Here is a 24990-nt window from a genome sequence, read left to right on the forward strand (position 1 = left end):
CAACCAACAACCAATATTCCTCCATGCAGCTACCGGCTTTCTTCGACCGCATTCCGCGCTTTCTGCGCAGCTTCTACTTTCTCACGGGGCTGGCGTTTCTGGTGTGGATGGCCTTGTTCGACTCCAACGACCTGCTGAAGCAGTACGACATGTACGCCAAGTGGCAGGAGCTGCGCAACGAGCGCGACTACTACACCAACAAGATTGCCGAGGTGAAGAAGGACCGCGCCGAGCTGCTGAGCAGCCCCGAGATGCTGGAGAAGTTTGCCCGCGAAAAGTACATCATGAAGCGCCCGGGCGAGGACGTATTCATCCTGACTCCCCAGGAGCCGGAGGACTAACGGCCTTCATTCTGCGCTCAATCTGCCGCCAGCCTGCCCCGAACGCGTTTCGGGGCAGGCTGGCCTGCGTTTGGGCCACCCGCAGGATGTCCCACCAGGCAGTGGCAGTAGGGCAAAGGCCTCCGGGACTGTCCCGGAGGGCAGTGTAAGTAGTGCAACATGCTCTGGGACAGTTCCGGAGGGCAGTGTAAGTAGTGCAACGTGCTCCGGGACTGTCTCGGAGGCCTGTGTACGACGTGCAACGGCAAGCGAAACGCGGCGCAACGGGCCGGGGCAGGGGCGCTTGCAGCTGCCGAAAAGCGGTGCCGGGCGGCAAGTGGCCGGGGGCGAAACGGGCATGGAAAACCGGCCCGGGCACACCGGCGCCGGCTTCAAAAATTATTCATATGCAACCCTTTTCGGCTGCGCGGGCATCGTGTTAGATTTGTAGGCTGCGTTGCACTGACGCCCCAGGAAATACATCTTCTTACCCCTTTTTACTCTATGAAAAACCTGTACCCAGGGTGTTGGCTCAACGCGCTGCGGCTCACTGTGGCCGTGCTGCTGACGCTGGTCGCCAGTACCGCCGCGCAAGCGCAAACCTACCTGATGCCGGCCAGCGGCAGCACCACGCTCACCACCTGCAGCGGCGCGCTCTACGACGACGGTGGCGCCAACAACTTCTACTCGGCCAATGCCAACGGGGTGGTGACCATTAATCCCGCCGTGGCCGGCAACAAAATCCGCCTGCAGTTCACCCAGTTCGTGGTGGAGTCGGGCTACGACCGGCTGACGGTGTACGACGGCAACAGTTTGGCGGCCCCGCAGATCGGCGTGTTCGACAGCTCGAACCCGCCCGGCGTCCTCTTCGGCACCAGCAGCAGCGGCGCCCTCACCCTGCAGTTCACCAGCGACGGAATCGTGCAGCTCGACGGCTTCCGCGCCGACATCAGCTGCGTGACTACCGTGCCCCAGGCCGACCTGACGGTGCAGGCCGCGGCCGTACAACCCACCTCGGTAACGGCCGGCAGCCAGGTAACCGTCAGCTCGACGGTGATGAACATGGGCGCGCTGGCCAGCAGCAGCAACCTGGGCTACTACCTTTCCACTAACCAGACCCTGGAGCCGACCGACCAGCTGCTGGGCTCGTCGTTTGGCGGCAGCCTGGCCACGGGCGGCTCTTCGCCGCGCACCTCCCTGGTGACCGTGCCCGCCGGAACGGCCGTGGGCACCTATTACATCTTGTTCGTGGCCGACTACCAGGGCCAGGTCAGCGAAAGCAACGAGCAGAACAACGTGGCGGCCGCGGTATTCTCGGTGACCTCGCCCAGCGTGGACCTGACCATTCTGCAGCCCAACGTGAGCACCACCACGCCGGTGGCCGGCACGTTCCTGAACCTGAGCTGCAACATTCTCAACCAGGGCAACACCGTAGCGGCCTCGAGCAGCGTGGGCTACTACCTCTCCACCAACTCGACCCTCGACGCGGGCGACCAGCTGCTGGCTTCCTCGTTTGGCAGCAGCCTGGGGCCGGGCTTTCCCAGCTCGCGGTTTGCCGGCGCCACTTTGCCGGCCTCTACCACGCCCGGGACCTACTACCTGCTGTTCGTGGCCGATTACCAGAGCCAGGTAGCCGAAACCAACGAGCAAAACAACGTGGCCAGCCTGGTATTGACGGTGGTAACGCCCAGCGTGGATCTGCTGGTGCAGGCGCCGTCGGTAAACCCCACGGCCGTGCCGGCCGGGGCGCTGGTCAATGCCGACTATACCTACGTGAACCAGGGCACCACCCAGGCCAGCAGCTCGGGCGTCGGCTTCTTCCTCTCCACCAACCAAACCCTCGACGCCTCGGACGTGGCCATGAACCAATACCCCGGCCCGTCGCTGCCCGCGGGGCAGCCGCAGGTGCGCTGGGCCTCGTTTACGGTGCCAGGGGGCACGGCGCCCGGCAACTACTTCGTGCTGTTTATGGCCGACCCGCAGCAGCTGGTGGCCGAAACCAACGAGCAGAACAACGTGGTGGCCACGCCCCTGACGGTGCTGGCCCCGAGCGTGGACCTGCTGGTGCAGCAGGAGCAACTGGGTACCTCGACGGCTACCGCCGGTGCCATCGTGCCGGCCTACGCCTACATCCTCAACCAGGGTACCACCGTGGCGGCCTCAAGCAGCATGGGCTACTACTTGTCGACCAACTCGACCCTCGACGCGGGCGACCAGCTGCTGACCTCCGTGTTCGGCAGCAGCCTGGGCGCCGGGCAGAGCTCCTACCGCGGCACCAGCCTGCAGATTCCGGGCGGCACCGCCTCGGGCAACTACTTCGTGCTGTTCGTGGCCGACCACCAAAACCAGGTGAGCGAAACCAACGAGCAGAACAACGTGCGCAGCCTGCCGCTGACCATTGCCCCGGCCAGCGTGGATTTGCTGGTGCAGCAACCCGTCATCAACCCCACCGCCACCGCGGCGGGTAGTCTGGTGAACACCACCTACACCTACCTCAACCAGGGCACCACCGCGGGCGCCACGTCGGGCATCGGCTACTACCTCTCCACCAACCAAACCCTCGACGCTTCGGACGTGGCCATGGATCAGTACCCCGGCCCGTCGATTCCGGCCGGAGCGGTACAGGCGCGTTCGGCGCCGTTTACGGTGCCGGCGGGCACGGCACCCGGCAACTACTTCGTGCTGTTTATGGCCGACCCGCAGCAGCTGGTGGCCGAAACCAACGAGCTCAACAACGTAACCAGCACCCCCATCACCATCCTGCCCTCGGGCACCGACCTGGTGGTGCAGCAGGAGCAGCTGGCCGCTTCCTCGGCGTCGCCCGGCAGCGCCCTCGGCGCTTCGGCCTACGTGTTCAACCAGGGCAACCAGGCTGCCAGCAGCAGCGCCCTGGGCTACTACCTGTCGACCAACCAAACCCTGGATAGCAACGACCAACTCATCGGCTCGGCCTTCGGGGGCTTCCTGCCGGGCGGCCAGTCGGGCTTCCGCGGGGCTACCCTGCAGATTCCGGCGGGCACGGCGCCCGGCAACTACTTCGTACTGTTCGTGGCCGACTTCCAGGGCCAGGTGAGCGAGCTGAACGAAACCAACAACGTACGCAGCCTGCCGCTGACCATTGCCCCGGCCAGTGTGGATCTGCTGCTGCAGTTCCCCTCGGTAAACCCCACGGCCGTACCGGCCGGCGCCATGGTTAACACCAGCTACACCTACGTGAACCAGGGCACGACTACGGCCAGCAGCTCGGGCATCGGGTTCTACCTCTCCACCAACCAGACGCTCGACGCCTCGGACGTGGCCATGAACCAGTACTCCGGCTCCCCGCTGGCGGCGGGGGCCTCGCAGCAGCGCGGTGCTTCGTTTACGGTGCCGCTCGGTACGGCGCCGGGCAGCTACTACGCCCTGTTCGTGGCCGACGCCCAGCAGCTGGTAGCCGAAACCAACGAGCTCAACAACGTAGTGGCCGTGCCGCTGACGGTGCTGCCGCCCGGCATCGACTTGGTGGTGAGCCAACCCACTCTTTCGCGCTTCTCGGCTTCGGCCGGGGCTACCATCCAGGGCAGCGTGTTCCTGGGTAACCAGGGTACCAGCGTAGCGCCGCCCAGCATGCTGGGCTACTACCTCTCGAGCGACAGTCAGTTCAGCAGCAACGACGTGAGCCTGGCGCTGACGCCGGCCTCGCCGCTGGGGCCCAACAGCGGGCAGCAGTACGGCAGCAACCTGCTGATTCCCGCAGCTACCACGCCGGGCAGCTACTTCGTGCTGTTCGTGGCCGACGCGCAGAACACCGTCAGCGAAACCAACGAGCTGAACAACGTCATCAGCCAGCCCCTGACGGTGCTGGCGCCCTTCAACGGGCTGATAGTGCCCACCGCGGGTACGGCCACCGTGACGAGCTGCGGCACCACGGTGTATGACAACGGCGGCACCGACGACTACGCCAACGGCTCGAACGGTACGCTCACCATCAACCCCGCCACGGCCGGCGCCAAGGTGCGCCTGACCTTCACCCAGTTCAACGTGGAGTCGGGCTTTGACTACCTGCGCATTTACGACGGCCCCACGGCGCTGGCGCCCATGATTGGCACCTACAGCTCGAACAGTCCCGGCGTCATCACGGCCTCGGCCCTGAACTCCAGCGGCGCCCTCACCCTGGTGTTTACCTCCGACGGCGTGGTGACGGCCCCGGGCTTCCAGGCCACCGTGTCGTGCTTCTCGCCGGCACTGCCCGACCTGACGCTGACCCAGGCTTCGGCTACGCCCACCACGGTAGCCGCCGGCGGCCCGCTCACGGTAAACCTGACGGTAGCCAACCAGGGCCCCGGCGACGCCGCCTCGACCCCGGTAAGCTACTACCTCTCGGCCAACACCACGCTCGACGCCTCCGACCGCCTCATCGGCAACACCAACGGCGGCAGCCTGACCACCGGCCAGAGCCAGCCGCGCAGCAACACGCTGACCGTGCCCACCAACGTGGCTTCGGGCGCCTACTACCTGCTGTGCATGGCCGATGCCGGCAGCACCATCGTCGAAACCAACGAGCAGAACAACCTGGCCACGCCCATCAGCCTCACGGTAGTGGGGGCCGCGCCCGACCTGACGCTGACCTCGCCCACGGTGGCCCCGAACACGGTCCCCGCCGGCAACTCGGTGGTAACGACCTGCTTCTACGAGAACATCGGTCCGCTCGACGCCGCCGCGCACGGCATCGGCTACTACCTCTCGACCGACAACCAGCTCAGCAGCAACGACGTGCTCGTGGGCAGCTCCTCGCTGGCCGCTGGTTTGCCTTCGGGCGCCGGCAGCACCCGGGTGGTAAACGTGCAGATTCCGGCCAACACGGTACCGGGCAGCTACTTCCTGCTGTACGTAGCCGACCACCTGGGCCAGGTAGCCGAAACCAACGAGCAGAACAACCTGGCCGCCCGCCCGCTGACAGTAACCATCAACACGGCGGTGCGCGAGCAGACGGCCGGTTTTGCCATCAGCCTGTACCCCAACCCCACGGCCTACGGCAAAACCTTCCGCGTGCAGTTCGACGGTGCCGGCACGGCCTCGCGGGCCGAGCTAACCCTGCTCAACAGCGTGGGCCAGGTAGTGAGCCACCGCTCGGCCCAGCTGCGCACTGGGGCGCCGGTAGAGTTCAGCACCGAGGGGCTGGCCCGCGGCGTGTACACCCTGCGCATCAGCGGGGAAAACCTGCAGGCAGTGCGCCGGGTCGTTATCGACTAACTGCCTGAAGCACCCGCTTAGCGGCGGTATCGGTGGCGGGAGCAGCTCCCCAAGCCGGTGCCGCCGCTTTGTTTTGCCCCAACCTGCACCAAAGACCCACGGGCTACGTTGGCCCTACTGCCATGAAATCAACCTCACTCAGTCGCCTTTTCGCCGGGCGCCGCTTCCGCTGGCTGCCCATTGCCACGCTGCTGGTGCTACTGCTGACCGCGCCTGCCGTGGCGGCCACCCCGGGCGCCCAGGTGCGGGTGGCGCGGCAGTTTCTGCTGGCCGTGCTGCGTGCCGACTACGCCCAGGCCTACGCCCTGCTGGCCCCCGAAGTTCGCCGCGCAGTGCCGCCGGCCCGGTTCGAGCTGGCGGCGCGCCCGCTCTACCAGCAGGGCCAGCAGCGCGGCCCCACCATCGACCTGTACCGCCTGGGACTGCGCCTGAGCGAAACCGACCAGTCGCGGCTGTTCTACGCCTTCATGTTCCGCAGCGACACCGCCACCAGTATCCCGCAGGTGCAGCTCGACGTGACTTTCCGCGACTCGGCCGCCACGCAGATTCTGGAGTTTCGGCTGCTTCCCGCGCCGGTAAAGCGTTAGGTGCGCGCCCGGTAAGACAACTTAAGAAGGCAGGGAAATCTTGCCCAGGCTCACGGCCGGCACCCGCTGCCGCCCCGCCCCGATAGCCACGGCCGAGCCGCAGAGGGTTTCGTTGGCCAGCAGCGCAAACAGCACGGCTTCCTTGGCATCGGGGGCTACGCCCAGGGTTTGGGTATCGGCGAAGCGGCAGGCGGGCAGGTGGCGACGAATGGCCTGCATCAGCGTGGGATTGTGCATGCCGCCGCCGCTGGTGTACACCGCCGCCGCGGGCTCGGGGCCCAGCGCCAGCCGGGCGGCGCGCCCGATGCCTTCGGCACTCAGCTCGGTGAGGGTGGCTAGTAGGTCGGCAGAGGATAAATCAGCGGTGTGGCTGCGCTGCTGGGCGGCCCGCACGTAGTCGGGGCCGAACAGCTCGGGGCCAGTAGTTTTGGGCAGCTCGGCCGCGAAGAAGGGGTTGTCGAGCAGGGCGGCGAGCAGGCCCGGGTGCACGGTGCCCGCCGCGGCCAGCCGGCCGTCGGGGTCGAAGCTGTGCTCGGGGTAAAGTGTGCGCACCAAGGCATCGAGCAGGGTGTTGCCGGGGCCCACGTCGGTGCTGAACACGATGGCGGCGTCCTGCGAGGCGGGCAGGTAGGTGAAGTTGGCAATGCCGCCCAGGTTGAGCAGTAGCCGGTCTTCCTGCGGGCTCGAAAACAGCAGGTAGTCGCCGTAGGCTGCCAGCGGAGCCCCCTCACCGCCGGCGGCCACGTGCTTCTGCCGGAAGTCGCTGAGCGTGATGATGCCGGTGCGCACGGCCACGTGGTCGCCGTCGCCGAGCTGCAGGGTGGCGTTCAGCGGGTACTCCGGGCGCTGGTGCTGGTGCTGCGGGGAGTGGTAGACGGTCTGGCCGTGGCTGGCCAGGGCGTCGATTTCGGCTGGCGCCACGCCCCAGGCGTGCAGGCAGTCGAGCACCAGCTGGCCGTGCAGGGTGCCCAGCCAGGCATTGAGCAGCGTCAGCTCTTCCAGGTCCACCTGTTCGCGGGCAAACACCCGGCGGATGCGCTGGCGTACGTCGTCCGGGAAGGGCACCGTGGTAAACTGCTCCAGGGTGAGGCGAGTGCCCGGGCCGCTGCCTTCGAGTTGGCACAAGGCCACGTCGAGGCCGTCGAGGGAAGTGCCGGACATCAGGCCGATGATGCGGCGGCTGGGGCGCTGGGCCAGCTGGCAGAGGTGGGCGAGGTGAGCGTTCATCGGGGGCGAAGGTAGGGTGGGTCCGGCGGCTGGCGCGTATTTTTAGCGGCTACCAATGTACTGCGCCATGCCGCCGAAAACTTCCCTGACCGAACTGCCCCTGGTAACGGCGGCCGACCGCCAGCAGTGGCGGCAGTGGCTGGAACAACACCACGCTTCGGCCCGCGGGGTGTGGCTGGTGTACCACAAAAAAAGCAGCGGCCGGCCCAGCATCAGCTGGAGCGAGGCGGTGCAGGAAGCGCTGTGCTTTGGCTGGATCGATTCCAAGGCTAATACCCTCGACGCGCACCGCTACAAGCAGGTGTTTACCCCGCGCAAGCCCCGCAGCGTGTGGTCGAAAATCAACAAGCAGCACGTGGAAAACCTGCGCGCCGCGGGGCTCATGCGGCCGGCCGGGGAGCGGGTCATCGAGCTGGCCCAGCAAAACGGCAGCTGGACGGCCATCGACGCCGCCGAGAACCTGGAAGTGCCCGCCGACCTGACCGCGGCGCTGGCGGTTGATGCGGCGGCTGCCGGCTGCTTGGCCGCGCTCAGTCCCAGCCGCAAAAAGCAACTGCTGCAGTGGCTGCTCGCGGCCAAGCGTCCCGAAACCCGCGCCAAGCGGCTGGCCGGGATAGTACAGCAGATGCAGGAGCTGGTGAGCCGGCAAGCCAGGTCCTAACGAAAAGCGGCGCCGCAGCCCAAAGCCGCGACGCCGCCGCAAACAGCCGGGTGAAGCGAGCTAGATAATCTTCTTGCCCGTCATGGCCTGCTTGATGCTGATTTGCATTACGCGCTCGGCAAAGGGGCTGGTAAGCGCTTCCAAATCGTCGACGGCGCGGTAGATAGCGTCTTTGTCGCCGCTGCCGAGGCTCGCGCGCAGCACTTCGGCCTGGGCGCGGGTCTGGCTGATTTCCTCGGCGGTGAGGTGCTGGCCGTTGGTGTGCAGGAAGCGCTCCACCTGGTAGAGCATCTGCTCGGCGGCAGTGCGGGCCTCGATGACCATGCGCGTGGCCACGTCGGCCTGGGCGTGGGTGAGCGAGTCCATCAGCATCTGTTCGACCTGCTCGTCGGTGAGGCCGTACTGGGGCTTCACTTCAATGCTTTGCTTTACGCCCGAGCGCAATTCCAGGGCTTCCACTTTCAGGATGCCGTCGGCGTTGAGGATGAAGTTGACGTCGATTTTGGGCAGGCCGGCGGGCATGGCCGGAATGCCGCGCAGATCGAACTCGGCCAGCTTGCGGTTTTCGGCCACCAAATCCCGCTCGCCCTGGTACACCGAAATCTTCATGTTCACCTGCCCGTCGACCGAGGTGGTGTACTGGCGGCCGGCCTTGGTGGGAATCTTGGAGTTGCGCGGAATGATGGGGTCCATCAGGCCGCCCAGCGTTTCGATGCCGAGGGTGAGAGGCGTCACGTCCAGCAGCAGGATGTCGCGGCGATTGCCGGCCAGGATGTCGGCCTGAATGGCGGCGCCCAGGGCTACCACTTCGTCGGGGTTGAGCGAGTTGTTGGCCGGCTGCCCGAAAAACGCCGAAACCGTGTCGTACACCAGCGGAACGCGGGTGGAGCCGCCCACCAGCAGCACCGCGTCGAGTTGGGCGGCGCTGAGGCCGGCGTCGGCCAGGGCCTGGCGGCAGGAGACCATGGTGCGCTCAACCAGGGGCTGAATCAGCTGGTCGAACTGGACGCGGGTGAGCGTGAGGTTGGTGCGGGCGTCGAGGGCGGCGCCGAAGGTATCGGCCTGGCTGAGCTGGCGTTTGGCCTGCTCGGCCAAGAGGCGCAGGCGCTGCTTGAGCTGCGGATCGGCGGCCACGGCCGGGGCCAGGTCGTGCTGCTGCACCCAGTGGTTGACCACGGCGCGGTCGAAGTCGTCGCCGCCGAGGTAGGTGTCGCCGTGGGTGCTGAGCACTTCGAAGATGCCCTGGTGCAGGTGCAGGATGCTGATGTCGAAGGTGCCGCCGCCGAGGTCGTACACGGCCACGGTTTTCTCCTCGTCGGGCTGCAGGCCGATGCCGTAGGCCAGGGCGGCGGCGGTGGGCTCGTTGACGATGCGCAGCACTTCGAGCCCGGCCAGGCGGCCGGCGTCGCGGGTGGCCTGACGCTGGGAGTCGTTGAAGTAGGCCGGCACGGTGATGACGGCCTTGTTGACCGGCGTTTTCAGGGCGTGCTCGGCGCGGGCGCGCAGCTCCTTGAGAATCTCGCTCGACAGCTCGATGGGGGAGTAGAAGCGGTCCTGCACCCGGATTTTGACCAGGCCCTCGGAGTCGTCGTCGATAACCTTGTAGCCCAGCTCGCCGGCGTGGCTGCCCAGGTCTTTGTAGGATTTGCCCAGCAGGCGCTTGGCCGAGTAGATGGTGTGCTGGGGGGCGGTTTCGAGGTACTGGCGGGCTTCGTTGCCCACGATGGGCGGGGTGCCGTCGGGCGGGAAGTGGACTACGGAGGGCACCAGGGTGCCGCGGCCCTGGTCGTTGATGGCCACCGGCTGGCGGTTCTCGGGATGGATGTAGGCCACCAGCGAGTTGGTGGTGCCCAAGTCGATGCCCACAATGATTTCGGCCTGCTGCAGCGAGCCGGTCGACAGGTTGATGGAAACTTTGGCCATGAGAAGCGGGGATAGGAGGGTGGGGCCGGCGGACCGCAAAACTACGACGAAATGCGGCCGGGCGACGGGCTAAGCGGGGTGGGGCGCGTCGGCTCGCCGCAGGAGTGAGTAACAACGCAAGGGTGATTTGGTCAAGTCGGAGGGGGCTATCGTCAAGTGAGGCGGGGTTTGCGTCAAATAGCAGCGGGTTACAGTCAAGTCGAAGGGCGTTGCAGTCAAGTCGGAGACTGTTACGGTCAAGTCGCAGGGTGTTGCGGTCAAGTCGCAGGGTGTTGCGGTCAAGTCGTAGGGTGTTATGATCAAGTCGAAGGGTGTTATGGTCAAGTGCAGAGTAGTTATCGTCAAATGAATAGTGTTTTGCGTCAAGTGAATGCGGGTTTGCGTCAATCAAGGGAGGGTTTCGATCAAGTCAGGGGTGGATATGATCAAGTAGGGGGTCCGTGGTGTGCCAGCGGCGGGTACTACCCGTCGTGGGAGTAGCTGCCGGGGCGGGGTGACCGGGCGAATGGAAAACGGCTACTGACGGGTGGGAAAACTTATCGCCGACGCAGCAGTTGAAAAATAGATCTGCTAAATGTTCAAACCGGCAATCTGCCGGCGGCGGAATCCCGTAAGTGCCGTTCGAGAACTGGCTTGCCGCAAGGCAATTATTACTCGCTCGCGTTATCCTTTGGCCTTACTGCCACGCCTGGCAGTGGGGCGGCTTTTTTCCGCGAGCCGGGCGTCTGATTTACTATGCTTGGTGCCGGGCCCCCGAGCCCGGAGGTGGTTCCGTAGTCGCGCGTTCCGGGCGGCTTCCCCGCGCTGCTTAGGGCCGGGTTCGATTTTGCATTCCCCAATTTTTTTCCACAACCACAGCCGCCTGCCTAATGAAAAACCTTTTCCGTCCACTGGCTTTGCTGGGAATCACCTCGGCTACCATGCTGGCAGTGTTTACCTGGAGCGCCCAAAACGTGCCCCTGGAGGCCTCCAGCCACCGCGAAGCCCCGCTCATTGCCGACGACCCGCTGGCCGACAACACGGATCTGTACGCCTTCCGCAGCCCCGATGCGCCGAACACCGTCACCATTATTGCCAATTACATTCCGCTGGAGCTGCCGCAGGGCGGGCCCAACTACAACACCTTCGGCGAAAACGTCCGCTACGAGATTCACATCAAGAACGACCCTACCACTCCCGGCGACGACCTGCTCTATCGATTCACGTTTACCCGCACCAACCAGGACCCCAGTACCTTCTTCAACATCCGGCTGGGCCAGCAGAACCTGAAGACTACCTATAACCTGGACGCCATCCGGGGCAGCGCGACCACGCGCCTGGTGACCGGCGGCATCGTGCCGCCGCCCAACGTGGGGCCGCGCTCCATTGAGGGGGCTGCCGGGCTGAACGCTTCGAGCTACGAAGCGCTGATGATGGCTGCCGTGCAGACGTTGCCTAACGGCATGAAAGTATTCTGTGGACCAGTAGACGACCCGTTCTTCGTGGATTTGGGCGGCATCTTCGATCTGGGCGGCGTACGTACGGCCTCGGCCCGCGACGGGGTAGCGCGCAAGAACACCCACGCCATTGCCCTACAGATTCCTATTACGCTGCTGCAGAAGGACGGTCTGGCCGCGCCCACCGATCCGGCGCAGATTCTGAACTCCAACTACATCATCGGGGTGTGGGCTTCGGCCAGCCGCCCCGCCCTGCGCACGCTCAACGTCGACGGCACGCAGTCGCACACGGGCAACTACGTGCAGGTGTCGCGCCTGGGCATGCCGCTGACCAACGAGGTGGTAATTCCCATCGGGCAGAAGGATGCCTGGAACGCGGGCGACGCCTACGGGGCCGTGCCCGCGTTTGACGAACGCCTGATGAACCCGGAACTGGGCCTGTACATGGCCACGGGCACGGCCAACGGCCAGACCTACTTCGGGGCGGCCGTGCCGGGCTTGTCGATGCTGCGGGTGCAGGCCGCCTCGCTGGCCGGCCGCCCCGGTCTGCCCCCGGCTGGCTTCGACTTCCGCAACGGCGCCGACGGCCTCTCGGGCCTGGCCGGCAACGCGGCCCTGGCCGGCACCGCGCTGGCGCCGCAGGCGCAGGGCGGCTTTGGCGAGTACCTGCTGCGCGCCGACAAGCCCCGGTCGGTGGACCTGCTGCCGATTTTCCACACGGGCGTGCCCAACCTGCGGCCTTACCAGCTGGCTACCGGCAAAAATGGCAACCCGCTGGCGGCCGGCAAGCCCTTTATCAACAACTTCCTGCCCACCTTCGGCGACATGCTGCGGCTGAACATGGCCGTGCCGCCCACCCCGCGCAACTCGCCGGACTTTAGCTCCCAGGGCCTGCTGGCCGCCGCCGTGCTGGGCCTCACCGACGCGCGCTTCAACACCAGCGCCGCCCTGCAGAACATTCCGAACATGGACGGCTTTCCCAATGGCCGCCGCCTCGAAGACGACGTAACCCGCATCGAGCTGCAGGCCGTGGGCGGCGTGGTGCTGGCCGCTATTGGCCTGTGGTACGACGACTTCACGGCCAGCAGCACCAACCCGGTAACCCCGCAGCTGCAGAGCGTGCTGACCTTCCGCACCGGCGTGGAAGCCAACGACACCACCCTAAAGGCGGCCTTCCCCTACATGCAAACGCCCTGGAGCGGCACCAAGGCCCAGCGCCTGGCCCTGGCCCAGCGCAGCGGCACCGGCGGCCTGGGCCTGCAGACCCAGGTAGCGGCCCTCGACCAGAACTACCCGAACCCGTTCACCTCGCAAACCACGTTCAGCTACAAAGTGACCCAGCGCATGCCCGTAACGCTGACCATTACCGACCTGAACGGTCGGGTGGTAGCTACGCCGCTGCGCAACAAGATGGTGAACCCGGGCGCCTACGAGTTCAACTGGCAGCCGGGACGCCTGGCCGCCGGCCTCTACGTGGCCACCCTGTCGACGGGCAACACGACGCTGAACTCCATCAAGCTTTCTCATAACCGGTAACCGACCCGCTGCCGGCAAGGTCCGGGTCCGGTTGCTTTACGGCAGCCGGGCCCGGGCCTGGCGGCGGCTATCTTTCCCTGCGCCTCTGGTTTCTTTTTACTACGCTTCTCTAGCCCTGATGCCATGACTTTGGGTCGCCGCATTCTGTATTTTCTGCTGATAACAGGCTTCGTAGCCGCCGCGGGGGCACTGTGGCTGGGACGCCCGGCCCCGCCGGTACCGCAGCTGCAAGCCCGTAAAGGCGCCCTGTCCCTCGGGGGCGAGTGGCTGAACACCCGGAATGCGGTGAGCGGACTGCAGGCCCGGCTGCGCCAGAACCCGGCCGACCACGAAGCCCGTCTGCTGCTGGCCCAGGCCTACGTGCAGGAAGGCCGCATCACCGGCAACCACGCCTACTACGACGCCGCGGCCCTGCAGCTGGTGGATGCGGTGCTGGAGCACGAGCCGGACAACTTCGAGGGCCTGTGCACCAAAGCGGTGATTTGCCTGTCGCAGCACCACTTCTCGCAGGGGCTGGCACTGGCCGAAAAAGCTGCCGCGCTAAATCCCCGGAACGCCTTTGTGCAGGGCCTGCTCTGCGACGCGCACGTGGAGCTGGGGCATTACCCCGAGGCCGTGCAGGCCGCCGACCGGATGAACCAGCTGCGGCCCGACCTGCGGGCCTACTCCCGGGTGTCGTACCTGCGCGAAATTCACGGGGACGTGAACGGCGCGCGGGAGGCCATGCGCCTGGCCGTGCAAGCCGGGGCCCTGGGGCTGGAGCAAACCGAGTGGTGCCGCGTCATGCTGGGCCGCCTCCACGAAACCTACGGCGACCCGGTCCAGGCCGAGGCGCACTACCAGCAGGCCCTGGCCGCCCGTCCCCACTACGCCTACGCCCTGGCCGGCCTGGGGCGCACGGCCCGGGCCCGCGGCGACTACCCGGCGGCCATTAAGCAACTGAATGCGGCCCGCCAACTGGTGCGCGACTACGCCTTCATGGAAGATTTAACGGACGTGTACCGCCTGAGCCGCGACCCGCAGCGCGCCGACCAGATGGCCCGGGCAGTAGTGCAGGAGCTGGCTGCCGATGCCAACTCGGCCGACGAAGACGAGGCCCTGGGCCACTACTCGGACCGCGAATTGGCCTACGCCTATTTGGCGGTGAACCAGCCCGATAAGGCGCTGGCGCACGCCCGAATTGAATACGAACGTCGGCCCGACAACATCGACGTGTGCGAGGCCATGGCCTGGGTGCATTACCAGCGGGGCGACTACCGCCTGGCTCGCCAGTACATGCAGCGGGCCCGGCGCACCGGCAGCCGCAACCCGCAACTGCTGTACCGGGCTGGCCTGATAGCGCTGCGTAGCGGGCAGCGCGCCGAAGGACAGGCCCTGCTGCGGCAAGCCAGGACGCTGAACCCGCATCTGCCGATGGCCGCCGAAACCCAGCCGGCAATGCTGGCCGTGCGCCGCTAGCCCCGCTGCCATGAACTGTCCTACCCCGCTGCGCGCCGCCTGGAGCCGAAGCCGGTGGCTGCTGCCCCTGGCGGGGTTGCTGCTGGTTCCGCTGCTGGCCGAGGCCCACAAGCTCAACACCGACCTGAGCAAACTCTCGCGCACCGACATTGTGCTGGGCTACCTCGAAGTCGGGTTTACGCACATCCTGCCCCTGGGCCTCGACCACATCCTGTTCATCCTGGGCTTGTTTGTGCTTGACCCGCGCCTGAAACCGGTGCTCTGGCAGGCTACCGCCTTCACACTGGCCCACTCCATTACGCTGGGGCTGGCCGCGGCCGGTAAGGTGGCGCCGCTGCCCTCGGTAGTAGAGCCGCTGATTGCCCTTTCTATTCTGTTTGTAGCCGTCGAGAACCTGCTCACCGACCGGCTGCAGCCCTGGCGCGTGGCGCTGGTATTCGGGTTTGGGCTGCTGCACGGGCTGGGTTTTGCCGGGGTGCTGGCCGAAATAGGCTTGCCCAGGCATGCTTTTGCCGAAGCCCTGATCAGCTTCAACGTGGGCGTGGAACTGGGACAGGTTGCGGTGATTCTGCTGGCCTGGCTGCTGGTGGGCCGCTGGTTCGGGCGCAAGCCCTGGTACAAGCAACGCGTGCTGGTGCCCGTGTCGCTGCTGATTGGTGCCGTGGCGCTGTGGTGGACCGTCGAGCGGGTGTTTTTCGCCTGAGCCCGGGGTTCGCCTGGCAATTTCCTTAACTTCTCTCGCCCCCGCGCATGTTCCGGACCGGCTTGCTGCTGCTGTTGCTGAGCTACTACCTGCTGGTGGTGGGCGCAGGCCTGGTGGGCCGACCCGAGGTCCGGCGCCCGGCGACCAAGCCCTACACGCACAGCCTGACCTGTCAACTCGATAATTACCTGCGCCTCGACTGCTTCGACCGGTGCAACGGCGAAGCCGCGCTGCAACAGCATCTGCCCGCCGATTCCTGGCAGCACGTCCTCATCTCACTCAAAGGCCTGGACGTGCATTGCGCGGTCGAAACCGAAATGGCGCTGCTCCCGGTTGTGGTCGACCGTTGTGCCCGGAAGGTAGGGCCGGTGCAGGGCCCCCCGCTGACCGCCGGCAACCCCACTAGCTGGCCCCAGCCCCCACGCCAGGGATAATTCCGCGGCCCGCCGTCCTGCTGAGCAGGTACCGGGCGGGCCTTGCGGCCGCACTGCGCGGCGGCACCCGGTTTATTCTTTCTGGCTTGGCTGCTGGCTGCGCAATTGTGCGGTCCGCCGCCGCATTGGCTGCGGTATGTTCTCTACCTCTACCTGTTTTTGCTCGGCCGGGCTCGGCTGGCTGATGCTCTTTGGTGGCTTAATGCTGGCCGCAGAGCCGGCGCAGGCCCAACCTTCGCCGCCCCCCGCAGCCGTGGGGTACACCCCCGCGGCTGCTACTGCCACTTTGCGGGGCATGGTCACGGATTCGGCCTCTGGTCAGCCCCTGCCGGGCGTGGGCGTGCAACTCATCGGCCGCCCCGATGGGGCCTCCACCGATGCCCTGGGAAGTTTCCGCGTAAGTCGGCTGCCGGCAGGCTCGCACACCGTTCGAGTTACGGCTTTGGGCTACCGCATCCGCACCCTGACGGTGACGCTGGCCGCGGGAGAAACCAAAACCGTGGACCTGCCCGTGGTGGCTTCGGCCCTGGAGCTGGCGGAAGTGACGGTGGCCCAGCCCCGCGACCTGAACCAGAGCGTAGCTGCTATCAGCGGCATCGACCGCCAGCTGCGGCCCGTGAACTCGGCCCAGGACCTGCTGCGGCTGGTGCCGGGCCTGTTTATTGCCCAGCACGCGGGGGGCGGCAAGGCCGAACAGATTTTCCTGCGCGGCTTCGACGTAGACCACGGCACCGATTTCGCCGTGAGCGTCGACGGCATGCCGGTGAACATGGTGTCGCACGCCCACGGCCAGGGCTACGCCGATTTTCACTTCGCCATTCCCGAGACCATCGAGCAGTTGCGGGTGTACAAGGGGCCATACACCGCCCGATTCGGCGATTTTGCCACGGCCGGGGCCGGCGAGTTTACCACCAAAACCAGCCTGGGCCAAAGCCAGGCCAAGCTGGAAGTCGGCCGCTTCGACACCCGGCGGGCCCTGCTCATGGTTGACCTGACCGGGGCCGGCGGACACCTGCTTAGCCAAAGGCGCCGCGAAAGCGCCTACGTGGCCGCCGAATACTTTTTTACCAACGCCTACTTCGAAAGCCCCCAGCATCTGAACCGCTTCAACGGGCTGGCCAAGTACACCGGCCAGCTATCCGAGCGCACTACTCTGGCCGTGAGCGGCTGGCACTTTCATTCGCGCTGGGATGCTTCGGGGCAGATTCCGGAGCGCGCCGTGCGCGAAGGCTTGATTTCGCGCTTCGGCAGCATCGACGATACCGAGGGCGGCCGCACCGGCCGCAGCAGTGCCAATGCCCAGCTTACGGTAGACCTGCCCGCGGGAGCGGTGCTCACCCAGCAGCTGTACTACTCGCGCTACCATTTCAACCTCTACTCCAACTTCACGTTTTTCAGCGCCGACCCGGTCAACGGCGACCAGATCCGGCAGAACGAGGCGCGGCACCTGGCGGGGTACCGCGGTACCTACGAGCGCGACCTGGCACTGGGCCGCCGCACCCTGCGCTCCGTGTTGGGTGTTGGCTCGCGGGTCGATGACGTGGACCTGGCCCTGCGCCGCTCGGTGCGCCGGCAAGTAACCGATACCATCGTGAGTGGCCGGGTGCAGGAGCAGAACCTGCACGCCTGGCTCGACGAGACGCTGCCGCTGACCGAGCAGCTGACGCTGAACGCCGCCGTGCGCGCCGATTACTTTCGCTTCCGCTTCCGCGAAGACCGCGCCCCGCTGCTTTCCGGCCGGGGCCGGCAGGTGCGCGTCAGTCCCAAGCTCAATGCCTACTACCAGCTTACGCCGGCGGTGCAGCTGTTTGTGCGTTCGGGGCTGGGCTTTCATTCCAACGATGCCCGCGCCGTCGTGTCCGACTCGGCGCAGGCGCTGCCGCGGGCCCTGGGGTACGAGGTCGGCAGCAACTTCAAGCCCTGGCCCGCGCTGGTGGTCAACGTGGCGGCCTGGGCGCTGCACCTCGACGACGAGCTGGTGTACGTGGGCGACGAAGGCGTGGTGGAAAGCGCCGGTCGTACGCGCCGCTTTGGCCTCGACGTGGCTTTGCGCTACCAGCTCAGCGCCGTCTGGTTTGCCGATGTGGACCTGAATTTCAATCACGGCCGGCTGGTGGGCGCGCCTCGGGGCGAAGATTACATTCCGCTGGCGCCTTCGTTTACCAGCATCGGCGGCATCACGTTCAAGCGCCCCAATGGTCTGAGTGGCAGCTTGCGCTACCGCCGCATTGCCAACCGCCCGGCCAACGAGGATAATTCGGTGCGCGCCCGCGGCTACTTCGTAACCGACCTGCTGGCCAGCTACACCCGCAGGCGTTACCAGGTGGGCGTGAGCATCGAAAACCTGCTGAACGTCAACTGGAACGAGGCGCAGTTCGACACCCGCAGCCGCCTGGCCGGTGAAGCCGAGGACGTATCGGAGCTGCACTTCACGCCCGGAACGCCCTTTTTCGCCAAGCTCAACGCCAGCATCTTCTTCTAGCCTTTATCAGACCCGGCACGACACAAAAAAGCCCCGCCGGGGATGCGGCGGGGCTTTTCGGTGGGGCCGGCGGGGCTATTTCAGCACCAGCTTGCGCGAGAGGTGCAGCTCAGGCACCGTAAGCTGGTAGACGCCGGCCGCCAGCGGGGCGCGGGGCTTGAGGCGCAGCTCGTTGGAGCCGGGGTACAGGGTCAGGGGCTCCTGGTGCACCAGGCGGCCGGTGAGGTCGAACACCTGCACGGAGGCTTTCAGCTCGGCGGGGCTGCTGATGACCAGGTCCACGCGGTCGGAGGCGGTGGGGTTGGGGAACAGCAGCAGGTCGGCGGGCGCGTCGAGGCGGGTGCCGGCTGAGGTGAGTGTGGGCGCGGCCTCGCGGCCGGCGGTAGCGGTGTTGATGACGGCCGGGGCGGTGTAGGTAACCTTCACGAAGGCTTTCTGAGCAGGGTTGGTGGCCACGTTGTGGCGGGCGCGCAGGGTAATCCAGCCGTTGGCCGTGGGCGTGTAGGTGCCGGTGAGCGTGCCGGTGCCGCTTTTGCTGGTGAGCTGCGTGCCGGCGGCATTGAACAGGGCTACCACCAGGGACTTGCTGCCGTCGGAGGGAAACAGGTTGTAGCTGACGGTTTTGCCCGAGGCCACGTAGATGCGGCCGGCGGTGCGCCAGGCCGTGGAGTTGGCCGGCAGCTGGCCGCCCTGCTGCAGCGACGAGGCGTGGGAGTCGCCCAGGTCGTCGGCCAGCTCCCACTCCTGGGTGGTGGCCAGTGCGGGGCGCGAGTAGTTGGTGGTGGCGTTGACGGGCGCCCACACCGAGTAGCCGCGGCGGCCGCCGCTGGCCGTGCCGTTGCAGGGCGGGGTGTTGATGGCCACCGTCTGCGAGCCGCTCACCGTGACAGTGGCGGTGCCGTTGGCGCCGGAGTAGTCCTTGAGCACGGTGCCGGGGGCAAAATCACACGACACGGTGCTGTTCTGCCAGGCCGAGAAATTGTCGTTGATGCCGATGATGGCCTTGGTGCTGCGCTCGATGACGAGGTGGTCGGCGGCCTGCCAGCGCACCTTGTAGGCGCCGTCCTTGAAGCGCAGGTTCTGGTGGCACCAAATCAGGTTTTCCAGGTCGGAGCGGGTGGGCAGGTCGGTGGTGGAAGTGGGCCGGTGCGAGTAGCGCTTGCCGGTGCTGCCCACGTTGAACAGGTCCTCGAAGAAAATCTGGGGCGAGCCGTCGAGGGCCAGCGCGGCGGCGTAGGTAGCCGACAGGCGCGGATCGAAGGGGTCGATGTGGGGCGCCAGCTCCGAGCCGGTGTTCCAGCCGGTGTAGTTGCCGGTGCTGCCCACCTGCGGGCGGAAGGTGTCGTGGTTGTTCACGAAGGGCACGGTGCGGTGCACGTACTGCCCGCCGATGTTGACTACCCGCGTGCCCTGCTGGTAGCCCGGCAGGGAGCCCAGATCGAAGTTGCCGCCGCCGCTCACGATGCTGTAGAGGCCGTTGCGCAGGCCGAAGTCAAACGTGCCCGAGCGGTTCTGCACGTTGGTGCACCACTGGTCGAGCTGGCTGCCGCCGCCCACCCATTCGCCCACGGCGTACATGGTGGCGCCGCCCGAGGCCCAGCCGGCGTTGCTTTGCAGGTTGTAGAGGAAGTCCTCGGTGGCGAAGTCGGGAAAGTGCTTCACGGCATCGAGGCGCACGCCGTCGAAGCCCACCTGCTTTTTGTACCACACCAGCCAGTTGCGCATGTTGGTGCGCATGTAGTCGGCGCTCTGGCTGGGGTTGAAGGTGGCGTTGGAGCTGGTGCCGTACGAGCCGTTGTAGTAGCTCACGTCGGGCCCGAAATACACCGCGTTCCAGTCGCCGGAGGTGGAGTTGTTGCCGGGGTTGGGGTTGAAGTTCTGCCAGTTCTTAGGAAAGCGGCCGTTGCGGGCCAGGTAGTTGGCCGACGTCTCGGCCGAGGCCGGGGTGACGTAGCTCACGTAGCGGAAGTTCTTGTACTTGCTGGTGGTGTAGTCTTCCCAGGCGGCGGGGTCCTGGCCGCCGGCGCCGGTTTGCGAGCCGGCCCCGTCGACGTGGTTGAGCACCACATCCTGCACCACCTCGATGCCGTTGGCGTGCAGCACGGCCACCATGCGCAGCAGCTCGTCCTTGGTGCCCAGGCGGGTGCCCACGAAGCCCTTCTGGTACTTGTCGCCCAGGTCGTAGTGGTCGAAGGGAGAGTAGCCGTTGCCTTGGTTGCCGTTTTTGATGGACGGCGGAATCCAGACCGCGTCAACGCCCATGGCCTTGAGCCGGGGTGCCAGCTCGGCTAAATAATTAGCCCAGCCGTTGGGGTAGTTGGTGTTCCAATAGTCCCACCAGAAGCCCTGGAGAACAACTTTCTGAGCCTGGGCGGGCTGGGCCGTGAGGGCAGCCAGGCCCAGGGTAAGCAGCAGTCCCCAGCGGGAAGCTACGCGCCAAAGTTTTTGCATTGCGGGTAGAAGTGTTTTGGTTGGTGAAAGGGAGGAAAAGTGATGGAAAACCTTTCCGCAATCGATTGCGGGGCAAAAAATGCGGCAAGGGGTGTAAAAGGTAATGAAAATGCTACATCAGTCAACAGGATTATTCCGATTGACAGGGCCCAAGGAATTTTTCCGGACCTACCTGCTGTTGAGAATATAGCGCGCACCATATGGATGCTGTTTTGCGTATGCTACCGCAGCCCCGAAAACGTTACTTTCGGGCTGAGGCCCTGACCGAAAAAGCTGATTGCCATGGAAAAGCCGAATGTTGTTCACCGTTTGCGACTGAAAGTGCGGGCCCGCCGGGCTTTGCGCCGGGCCCTGCCGTTCGTAGCCTCGCTGTTTCTGGCTACGCCGCTGGCCTCGCCCGTGAGTTCGACTCAGGCCAAGACGCCGACGGTAGCCGCGCGCATGCCCTCGGTAAAGGAATTCGAGGCCATGACCTTCAGCAACGGGGTGCGCGAGCTATACCAGGAGCTGGGCGTGGCCAAAAGCGGCCTGCGCTACGAGGTGTTTGAGAAGGCTTACACGGGCTTCCTGAACCTGAAAGCGCAGGGCCAGCTCGACCAGGACCGTAACCTGCTCACGGTAGTCGATTTTGAGAAGCCCAGTACCGAAAAGCGGCTGTGGGTGCTCGATCTGGCCGACCGCAAGGTGCTGTTCAACACCCTGGTGGCCCACGGTCACAACTCCGGCGAGAACGTGGCCACCACGTTTTCCAACGAAAACGAGTCGAACATGAGCAGCCTGGGCTTCTACGTAACCCAGGGCGACTACTACGGCAAGCACGGCCGTTCGCTAAAGCTTCAGGGTGTCGACGAGGGCTACAACGACCGGGCCATGGAGCGTGCCGTGGTGATGCACGGCGCCGAGTACGTGAGCGAGGAATTCATTCGCCAGTACGGCCGCCTGGGCCGCAGCTTGGGCTGTCCGGCCCTGCCCATGGACCAGTACGCCGAGATTATCGACGCGGTGCAGAACCAGACCTGCCTGTTTTTGAATGGCCCCGATACCACCTACGAGTCGGAGTTTCTGAACACCGATATGGCCGCGCATCAATTTGTGGCTGAAGCCAACGATCAGTCCGCGTAATGCGTACAAGCCACAAAGCCAGTGGTTTTGATGAGGAGCAGAGCCCTGGATAGAGGGAGTTGAGAGCAACGCGCCCCCGGTGATAAGCCGGGGGCGCGTTGTGTATGGACCAAATCCGAGCAGCGGGTTGGGGCGCTACAGCACCAGGCCGAACCGCTCGCCCACGCTGCCCAGGTCGGCCACCACCTTTTCAAGCAGGGGAATGCCGTGGGTGAGGCGCTGCTCGGTCATGAGCCGCTCCGGGTCGCCGGGAATGAGCACCTGCTGGCCCGGTACGGCTTTGGCCTGACGGAAGGTCTGAATCCAGTTATCCATGTGGGCCTTGAACTCGTCGGCAGGCCGGAAGGCATCCACGCGCATCACCCCGAAGAAGTGGCCGATGCCCGCACCCACGGGGTTAGCCGGCGGCTGCAGAAAGGCTACGAAGGGCGGCACCCAGGGCCCGTAGTTGGCGCCCGACAGCACGGCCGACAGGATATCGACGGTGGCCCCCAGGCCATAGCCCTTGTGGCTGCCGGTTTCGCCGCCCAGGGGACGCAGCGCGCCGCCGTTTTTGGTTTCGGTAGGGTTGGTCGAGTCGTTGCCGTCGCGGTCCTGAATCCAGCTGGCCGGGGCAGGCAGGTTTTTGCGCTCCAGGATTTCCAGCTTACCGTTGGCGGCCGTGGTGGTGGCCATGTCGAGCACGAAGGCCGGCTGCTCGCCCGCCGGAATGGCCACTGAAATGGGATTGGTGCCCAGCAGCCGCTCCAGAGCGTAGGTGGGCGCTACCAGGGGCGAGGCGTTGGTGAGCGAAATGCCAATCATATCGTGGGGCAGGGCCAGCATGGCGTGGTAGCCGGCAATGCCGTAGTGGTTGGAGTTGCGCACCGCCACCCAGCCCGTTCCGGCGGTGCGGGCCTTCTCGATAGCCAGCCGCATGGCGTAGGGGCCCACTACCAGCCCCAGGCCCGCGTCGCCATCGACGACGGCCGTGCTGGGCGTTTCGTGCACCACGGCCAGCGCGGGCGTGGCATTCACGCGCCGGGCTTCCCACAGCCGCACGTAGCCACTGAGCCGGGCTACGCCGTGCGAGTCGACACCGCGCAGATCGGCCGAGAGCAGGGTTTCGGTGGCTTGGCGGGCGTGGTCTTCGGAGCAGCCCATGCCGCGAAACACGGCTTCGGCAAAAGCGAACAGGCGGGAGTAAGCGAAAGTCACGGGGACGATGATGGAATGGGTGAATGACTGAATGGGAGAATGACTGATGAATGATTGAGGCCAAAACGATATTAGGCCATTCAGTCATTCCATCATTCAGTCATTGGGAAGAAGCATTTCGAACAGCAGGCCCTCCTTGAGCGCGTAGGCCGAGGCCGTAATGCCGGTGAACGGGCCGCAACGCAGAATGAAGTCGATGAGCACGCAGGCCACCACAATCATGTCGGCGCGCAGGGGCGTCATGCCCGGCAGCTGCAGGCGCTCGGCGTGGGGCAGGCGCAGTAGCTGCTGGTAGCTTTCGTGGAAGCTCTCGAGCGAGATGTGGCGGGCGGGCGGCTGGTGGGAGTAATCCTCGCCGCGGCGGGCCGCCTGCAGGTCGCCCAGGGTATCGAAGGTGCCCGAGGCGCCTACCAGCGTGGCGGGCCGAAAGTGGTCGATGGCGGCCAGCAGCGGCGCCAGCGCGTCGCGCAGGTAGTCCTGCTGGGCCTGCACGTCGGCGGGTAGCAGCGGGTCGTGGCGGAAAAACTGGTCGAGCAGGCGCTGGGCCCCGATTTCAAAGCTCTGTTTCCAGAAAATCTGCTGGTCGTTGGCCACGATGAACTCCACCGAGCCGCCGCCGATGTCCATCAGGAGGTTGGGCTCCAGGCCCAGCGGCACGGCCTGCCGGATGCCCAGGCAAATCAGCTCGGCCTCGCGGGCACCGGCAATAACCTCGACGCGGATGCCGGTTTGCTCGAAGATGTCCTTGACCAGCTCGGGGCCGTTGCGGGCCACCCGCACGGCGCTGGTGGCCGTGGCGCGCACCTGCTGCACCTGGTGCAGCTCGATTTCTTCCTGAAACGCCTGCAGGGTGTGCAGGGCCCGGGCGTAGGCCGCGGGGGCAATTTCCCCGTGGCTGATGCCGCCTTCGCCCAGCTTCACGCCCACCTTGGTGCGCAGCAGCACCGTAGGCTCCTGGCCGCGGTCGGCGGGCAGCTCCACGATGAGCAGGTGAAAGGTATTGGTGCCCATATCGATGAGGGCCAGGCGCTGGTGCATGGTTTTTCGTTGTTGGTTATTCGTTTTTCGGCCGGTAGAATGGCAAGAAGTTGTTCCGCAACTGACCAGGCGCGTCCGAATGCCTAACCAGCGCAAATGCGGTATGGGCAAACGAGAAACGAGCGGCTAATTGGCAAACCGGCAGAAGGTGCCCAGCGGCAGCTTGCGCTGGCCCTGGTCGTGGAGGTAGATTTCCCCGATTTCGCGCTGCTGGCCGTAGGGCGGGTAGATGCTGCCGATCAGGTTATCCAGAATCAGGGCGGAGAAACCGATGGAGTACAGGTTGATGACGAAGAAGTGGTCCTGCGGGTCGAGCAGCTCGCGGCAGAGTTTGAGCATTTCGTTGAGCTGGTCTTCGAGCTGCCACTTCTCGCCGTTGGGCCCGCGCCCGTAGGCCGGCGGGTCCAGAATCAGGCCCTGGTACTTGTTGCCGCGCTTCACCTCGCGCTGCACGTACTTCCAGGCGTCTTCCACCAGCCAGCGCACCCCGTCGATGCCCGAGGCTTCCATGTTGTCGCGGGCCCAGAAGTTGACCTGCTTCACCGAGTCGAGGTGGGTGACGTCGGCGCCGGCGGCGCGGGCGGCCAGGGTGGCGGCCCCGGTGTAGGCAAACAGGTTGAGCACCCGGGGCTTCTCGGCGCGGCGCTTTTTGGTTTGCTCGTAGATGAACTGCCAGTTGGGGTCCTGCTCGGGAAACAGCCCTACGTGCTTGAAGGAGGACAGGCCCAGGCGAAATTTCAGCTGCAGGCCGTCGGGCCGCTCGTAGCCGATGTGCCACTGCTCGGCCATGCCGGGCTTGAGCTTCCACTGCCCGCGCTCCTGGCTGCCGGCTTCGCGGGTGAAGGTGGCGTGGGCGCGCTGCCACTCACTGGCCGGCAGGTGCGGGTCCCACACGGCCTGGGGCTCGGGCCGGCTGAGCACGTAGCGGCCGAAGCGCTCCAGCTTTTGGAAGTTGCCGCTGTCGAGCAGCTCGTAGTCGGGCCAGGGACTGGTGGTCAGGAAAGAGTACATGCGCTACCTTTGATGAGCCCCGCGGGGCGGGGCGGCAAAGGTACGCTACGCACGGTTTGCCGCTGGCCCCGGAGCTGCTGGTCGAACCGGGCCCGGGCCGGCTGGGTTTCAGCACTGACCCGAGTGCCCAACCGGCCGCGCATCGGCTTTCGCTCCTTGGCCTTTCTTCTGC

General features: G+C 65.8%; 16 protein-coding genes. 10 read left to right on the forward strand and 6 right to left on the reverse strand.

The window, feature by feature from the left end; all coding sequences use genetic code 11:
* Nucleotides 1-23: 23 nt before the first annotated feature.
* The 3 genes from ACE191_RS17305 (at nt 24) to ACE191_RS17315 (ending at nt 6139) form a co-directional block, all read left to right on the forward strand.
* Nucleotides 24-341 carry a septum formation initiator family protein gene (locus tag ACE191_RS17305; protein ID WP_400193488.1) on the forward strand — a complete coding sequence of 106 codons (318 nt, stop codon included), beginning with the start codon at nt 24-26 and terminating at the stop codon, nt 339-341.
* Nucleotides 342-824: 483 nt separating this feature from the next.
* Nucleotides 825-5552, forward strand: a complete 4728-nt coding sequence (locus tag ACE191_RS17310) for a CARDB domain-containing protein (RefSeq protein ID WP_400193489.1) — start codon at nt 825-827, stop codon at nt 5550-5552.
* A gap of 122 nt (nt 5553-5674) precedes the next feature.
* A complete protein-coding gene (locus ACE191_RS17315; RefSeq protein ID WP_400193490.1) occupies nt 5675-6139 on the forward strand; it encodes a hypothetical protein in 465 nt (154 codons plus the stop codon).
* 21 nt (nt 6140-6160) lie between these two features.
* On the opposite strand, the gene ACE191_RS17320 is transcribed toward ACE191_RS17315, so the two are convergent.
* Nucleotides 6161-7366 carry an anhydro-N-acetylmuramic acid kinase gene (locus tag ACE191_RS17320; protein WP_400193491.1) on the reverse strand — a complete coding sequence of 402 codons (1206 nt, stop codon included), beginning with the start codon at nt 7364-7366 and terminating at the stop codon, nt 6161-6163.
* A 67-nt stretch (nt 7367-7433) separates the two neighbouring features.
* Between ACE191_RS17320 and ACE191_RS17325 the strand changes: the two genes are divergently transcribed.
* Nucleotides 7434-8027: a YdeI family protein gene (locus tag ACE191_RS17325; protein ID WP_400193492.1), complete on the forward strand. Its 594-nt coding sequence runs from the start codon at nt 7434-7436 to the stop codon at nt 8025-8027.
* A gap of 60 nt (nt 8028-8087) precedes the next feature.
* Here the strand turns inward: ACE191_RS17325 and hscA are convergent, their stop codons facing one another.
* Nucleotides 8088-9950 (reverse strand): Fe-S protein assembly chaperone HscA, encoded by a 1863-nt coding sequence (hscA, locus tag ACE191_RS17330; RefSeq protein WP_400193493.1) that lies wholly within the window; start codon nt 9948-9950, stop codon nt 8088-8090.
* 869 nt (nt 9951-10819) lie between these two features.
* Here hscA and ACE191_RS17335 point away from each other — a divergent pair.
* The 5 genes from ACE191_RS17335 (at nt 10820) to ACE191_RS17355 (ending at nt 17999) form a co-directional block, all read left to right on the forward strand.
* Entirely contained in the window at nt 10820-12922 is a 2103-nt protein-coding gene (locus tag ACE191_RS17335) for a DUF4331 family protein (protein ID WP_400193494.1), read from the forward strand.
* 123 nt (nt 12923-13045) lie between these two features.
* Complete coding sequence (locus tag ACE191_RS17340) at nt 13046-14380, forward strand: tetratricopeptide repeat protein (protein WP_400193495.1); 1335 nt, start codon at nt 13046-13048, stop codon at nt 14378-14380.
* 10 nt (nt 14381-14390) lie between these two features.
* On the forward strand, nt 14391-15083 hold the full coding sequence (locus tag ACE191_RS17345) for a HupE/UreJ family protein (protein WP_400193496.1): 693 nt from the start codon (nt 14391-14393) through the stop codon (nt 15081-15083).
* A 47-nt stretch (nt 15084-15130) separates the two neighbouring features.
* Nucleotides 15131-15517 carry a hypothetical protein gene (locus ACE191_RS17350; protein ID WP_400193497.1) on the forward strand — a complete coding sequence of 129 codons (387 nt, stop codon included), beginning with the start codon at nt 15131-15133 and terminating at the stop codon, nt 15515-15517.
* 295 nt (nt 15518-15812) lie between these two features.
* On the forward strand, nt 15813-17999 hold the full coding sequence (locus ACE191_RS17355) for a TonB-dependent receptor (protein ID WP_400193498.1): 2187 nt from the start codon (nt 15813-15815) through the stop codon (nt 17997-17999).
* Between the two features lie 75 nt (nt 18000-18074).
* On the opposite strand, the gene ACE191_RS17360 is transcribed toward ACE191_RS17355, so the two are convergent.
* Nucleotides 18075-20450, reverse strand: coding sequence for an alpha-amylase family glycosyl hydrolase (locus ACE191_RS17360; protein ID WP_400193499.1), 2376 nt, complete (start codon nt 20448-20450; stop codon nt 18075-18077).
* Nucleotides 20451-20732: 282 nt separating this feature from the next.
* On the opposite strand from ACE191_RS17360, the gene ACE191_RS17365 reads away from it, so the two are divergent.
* Nucleotides 20733-21572 (forward strand): murein L,D-transpeptidase catalytic domain family protein, encoded by an 840-nt coding sequence (locus tag ACE191_RS17365; RefSeq protein WP_400193500.1) that lies wholly within the window; start codon nt 20733-20735, stop codon nt 21570-21572.
* A gap of 135 nt (nt 21573-21707) precedes the next feature.
* Here ACE191_RS17365 and ACE191_RS17370 read toward each other — a convergent pair whose 3' ends face one another.
* The 3 genes from ACE191_RS17370 to ACE191_RS17380 form a co-directional block, all read right to left on the reverse strand.
* Nucleotides 21708-22769 (reverse strand): Ldh family oxidoreductase, encoded by a 1062-nt coding sequence (locus ACE191_RS17370; protein ID WP_400193501.1) that lies wholly within the window; start codon nt 22767-22769, stop codon nt 21708-21710.
* A gap of 96 nt (nt 22770-22865) precedes the next feature.
* Nucleotides 22866-23807, reverse strand: coding sequence for a phosphatase (locus ACE191_RS17375; RefSeq protein ID WP_400193502.1), 942 nt, complete (start codon nt 23805-23807; stop codon nt 22866-22868).
* A 126-nt stretch (nt 23808-23933) separates the two neighbouring features.
* Complete coding sequence (locus ACE191_RS17380) at nt 23934-24818, reverse strand: class I SAM-dependent methyltransferase (protein WP_400193503.1); 885 nt, start codon at nt 24816-24818, stop codon at nt 23934-23936.
* Between the last annotated feature and the right edge of the window lie 172 nt (nt 24819-24990).

It is taken from the genome of Hymenobacter sp. B81 (assembly GCF_044628455.1).
Taxonomy (GTDB): Bacteria; Bacteroidota; Bacteroidia; order Cytophagales; family Hymenobacteraceae; genus Solirubrum.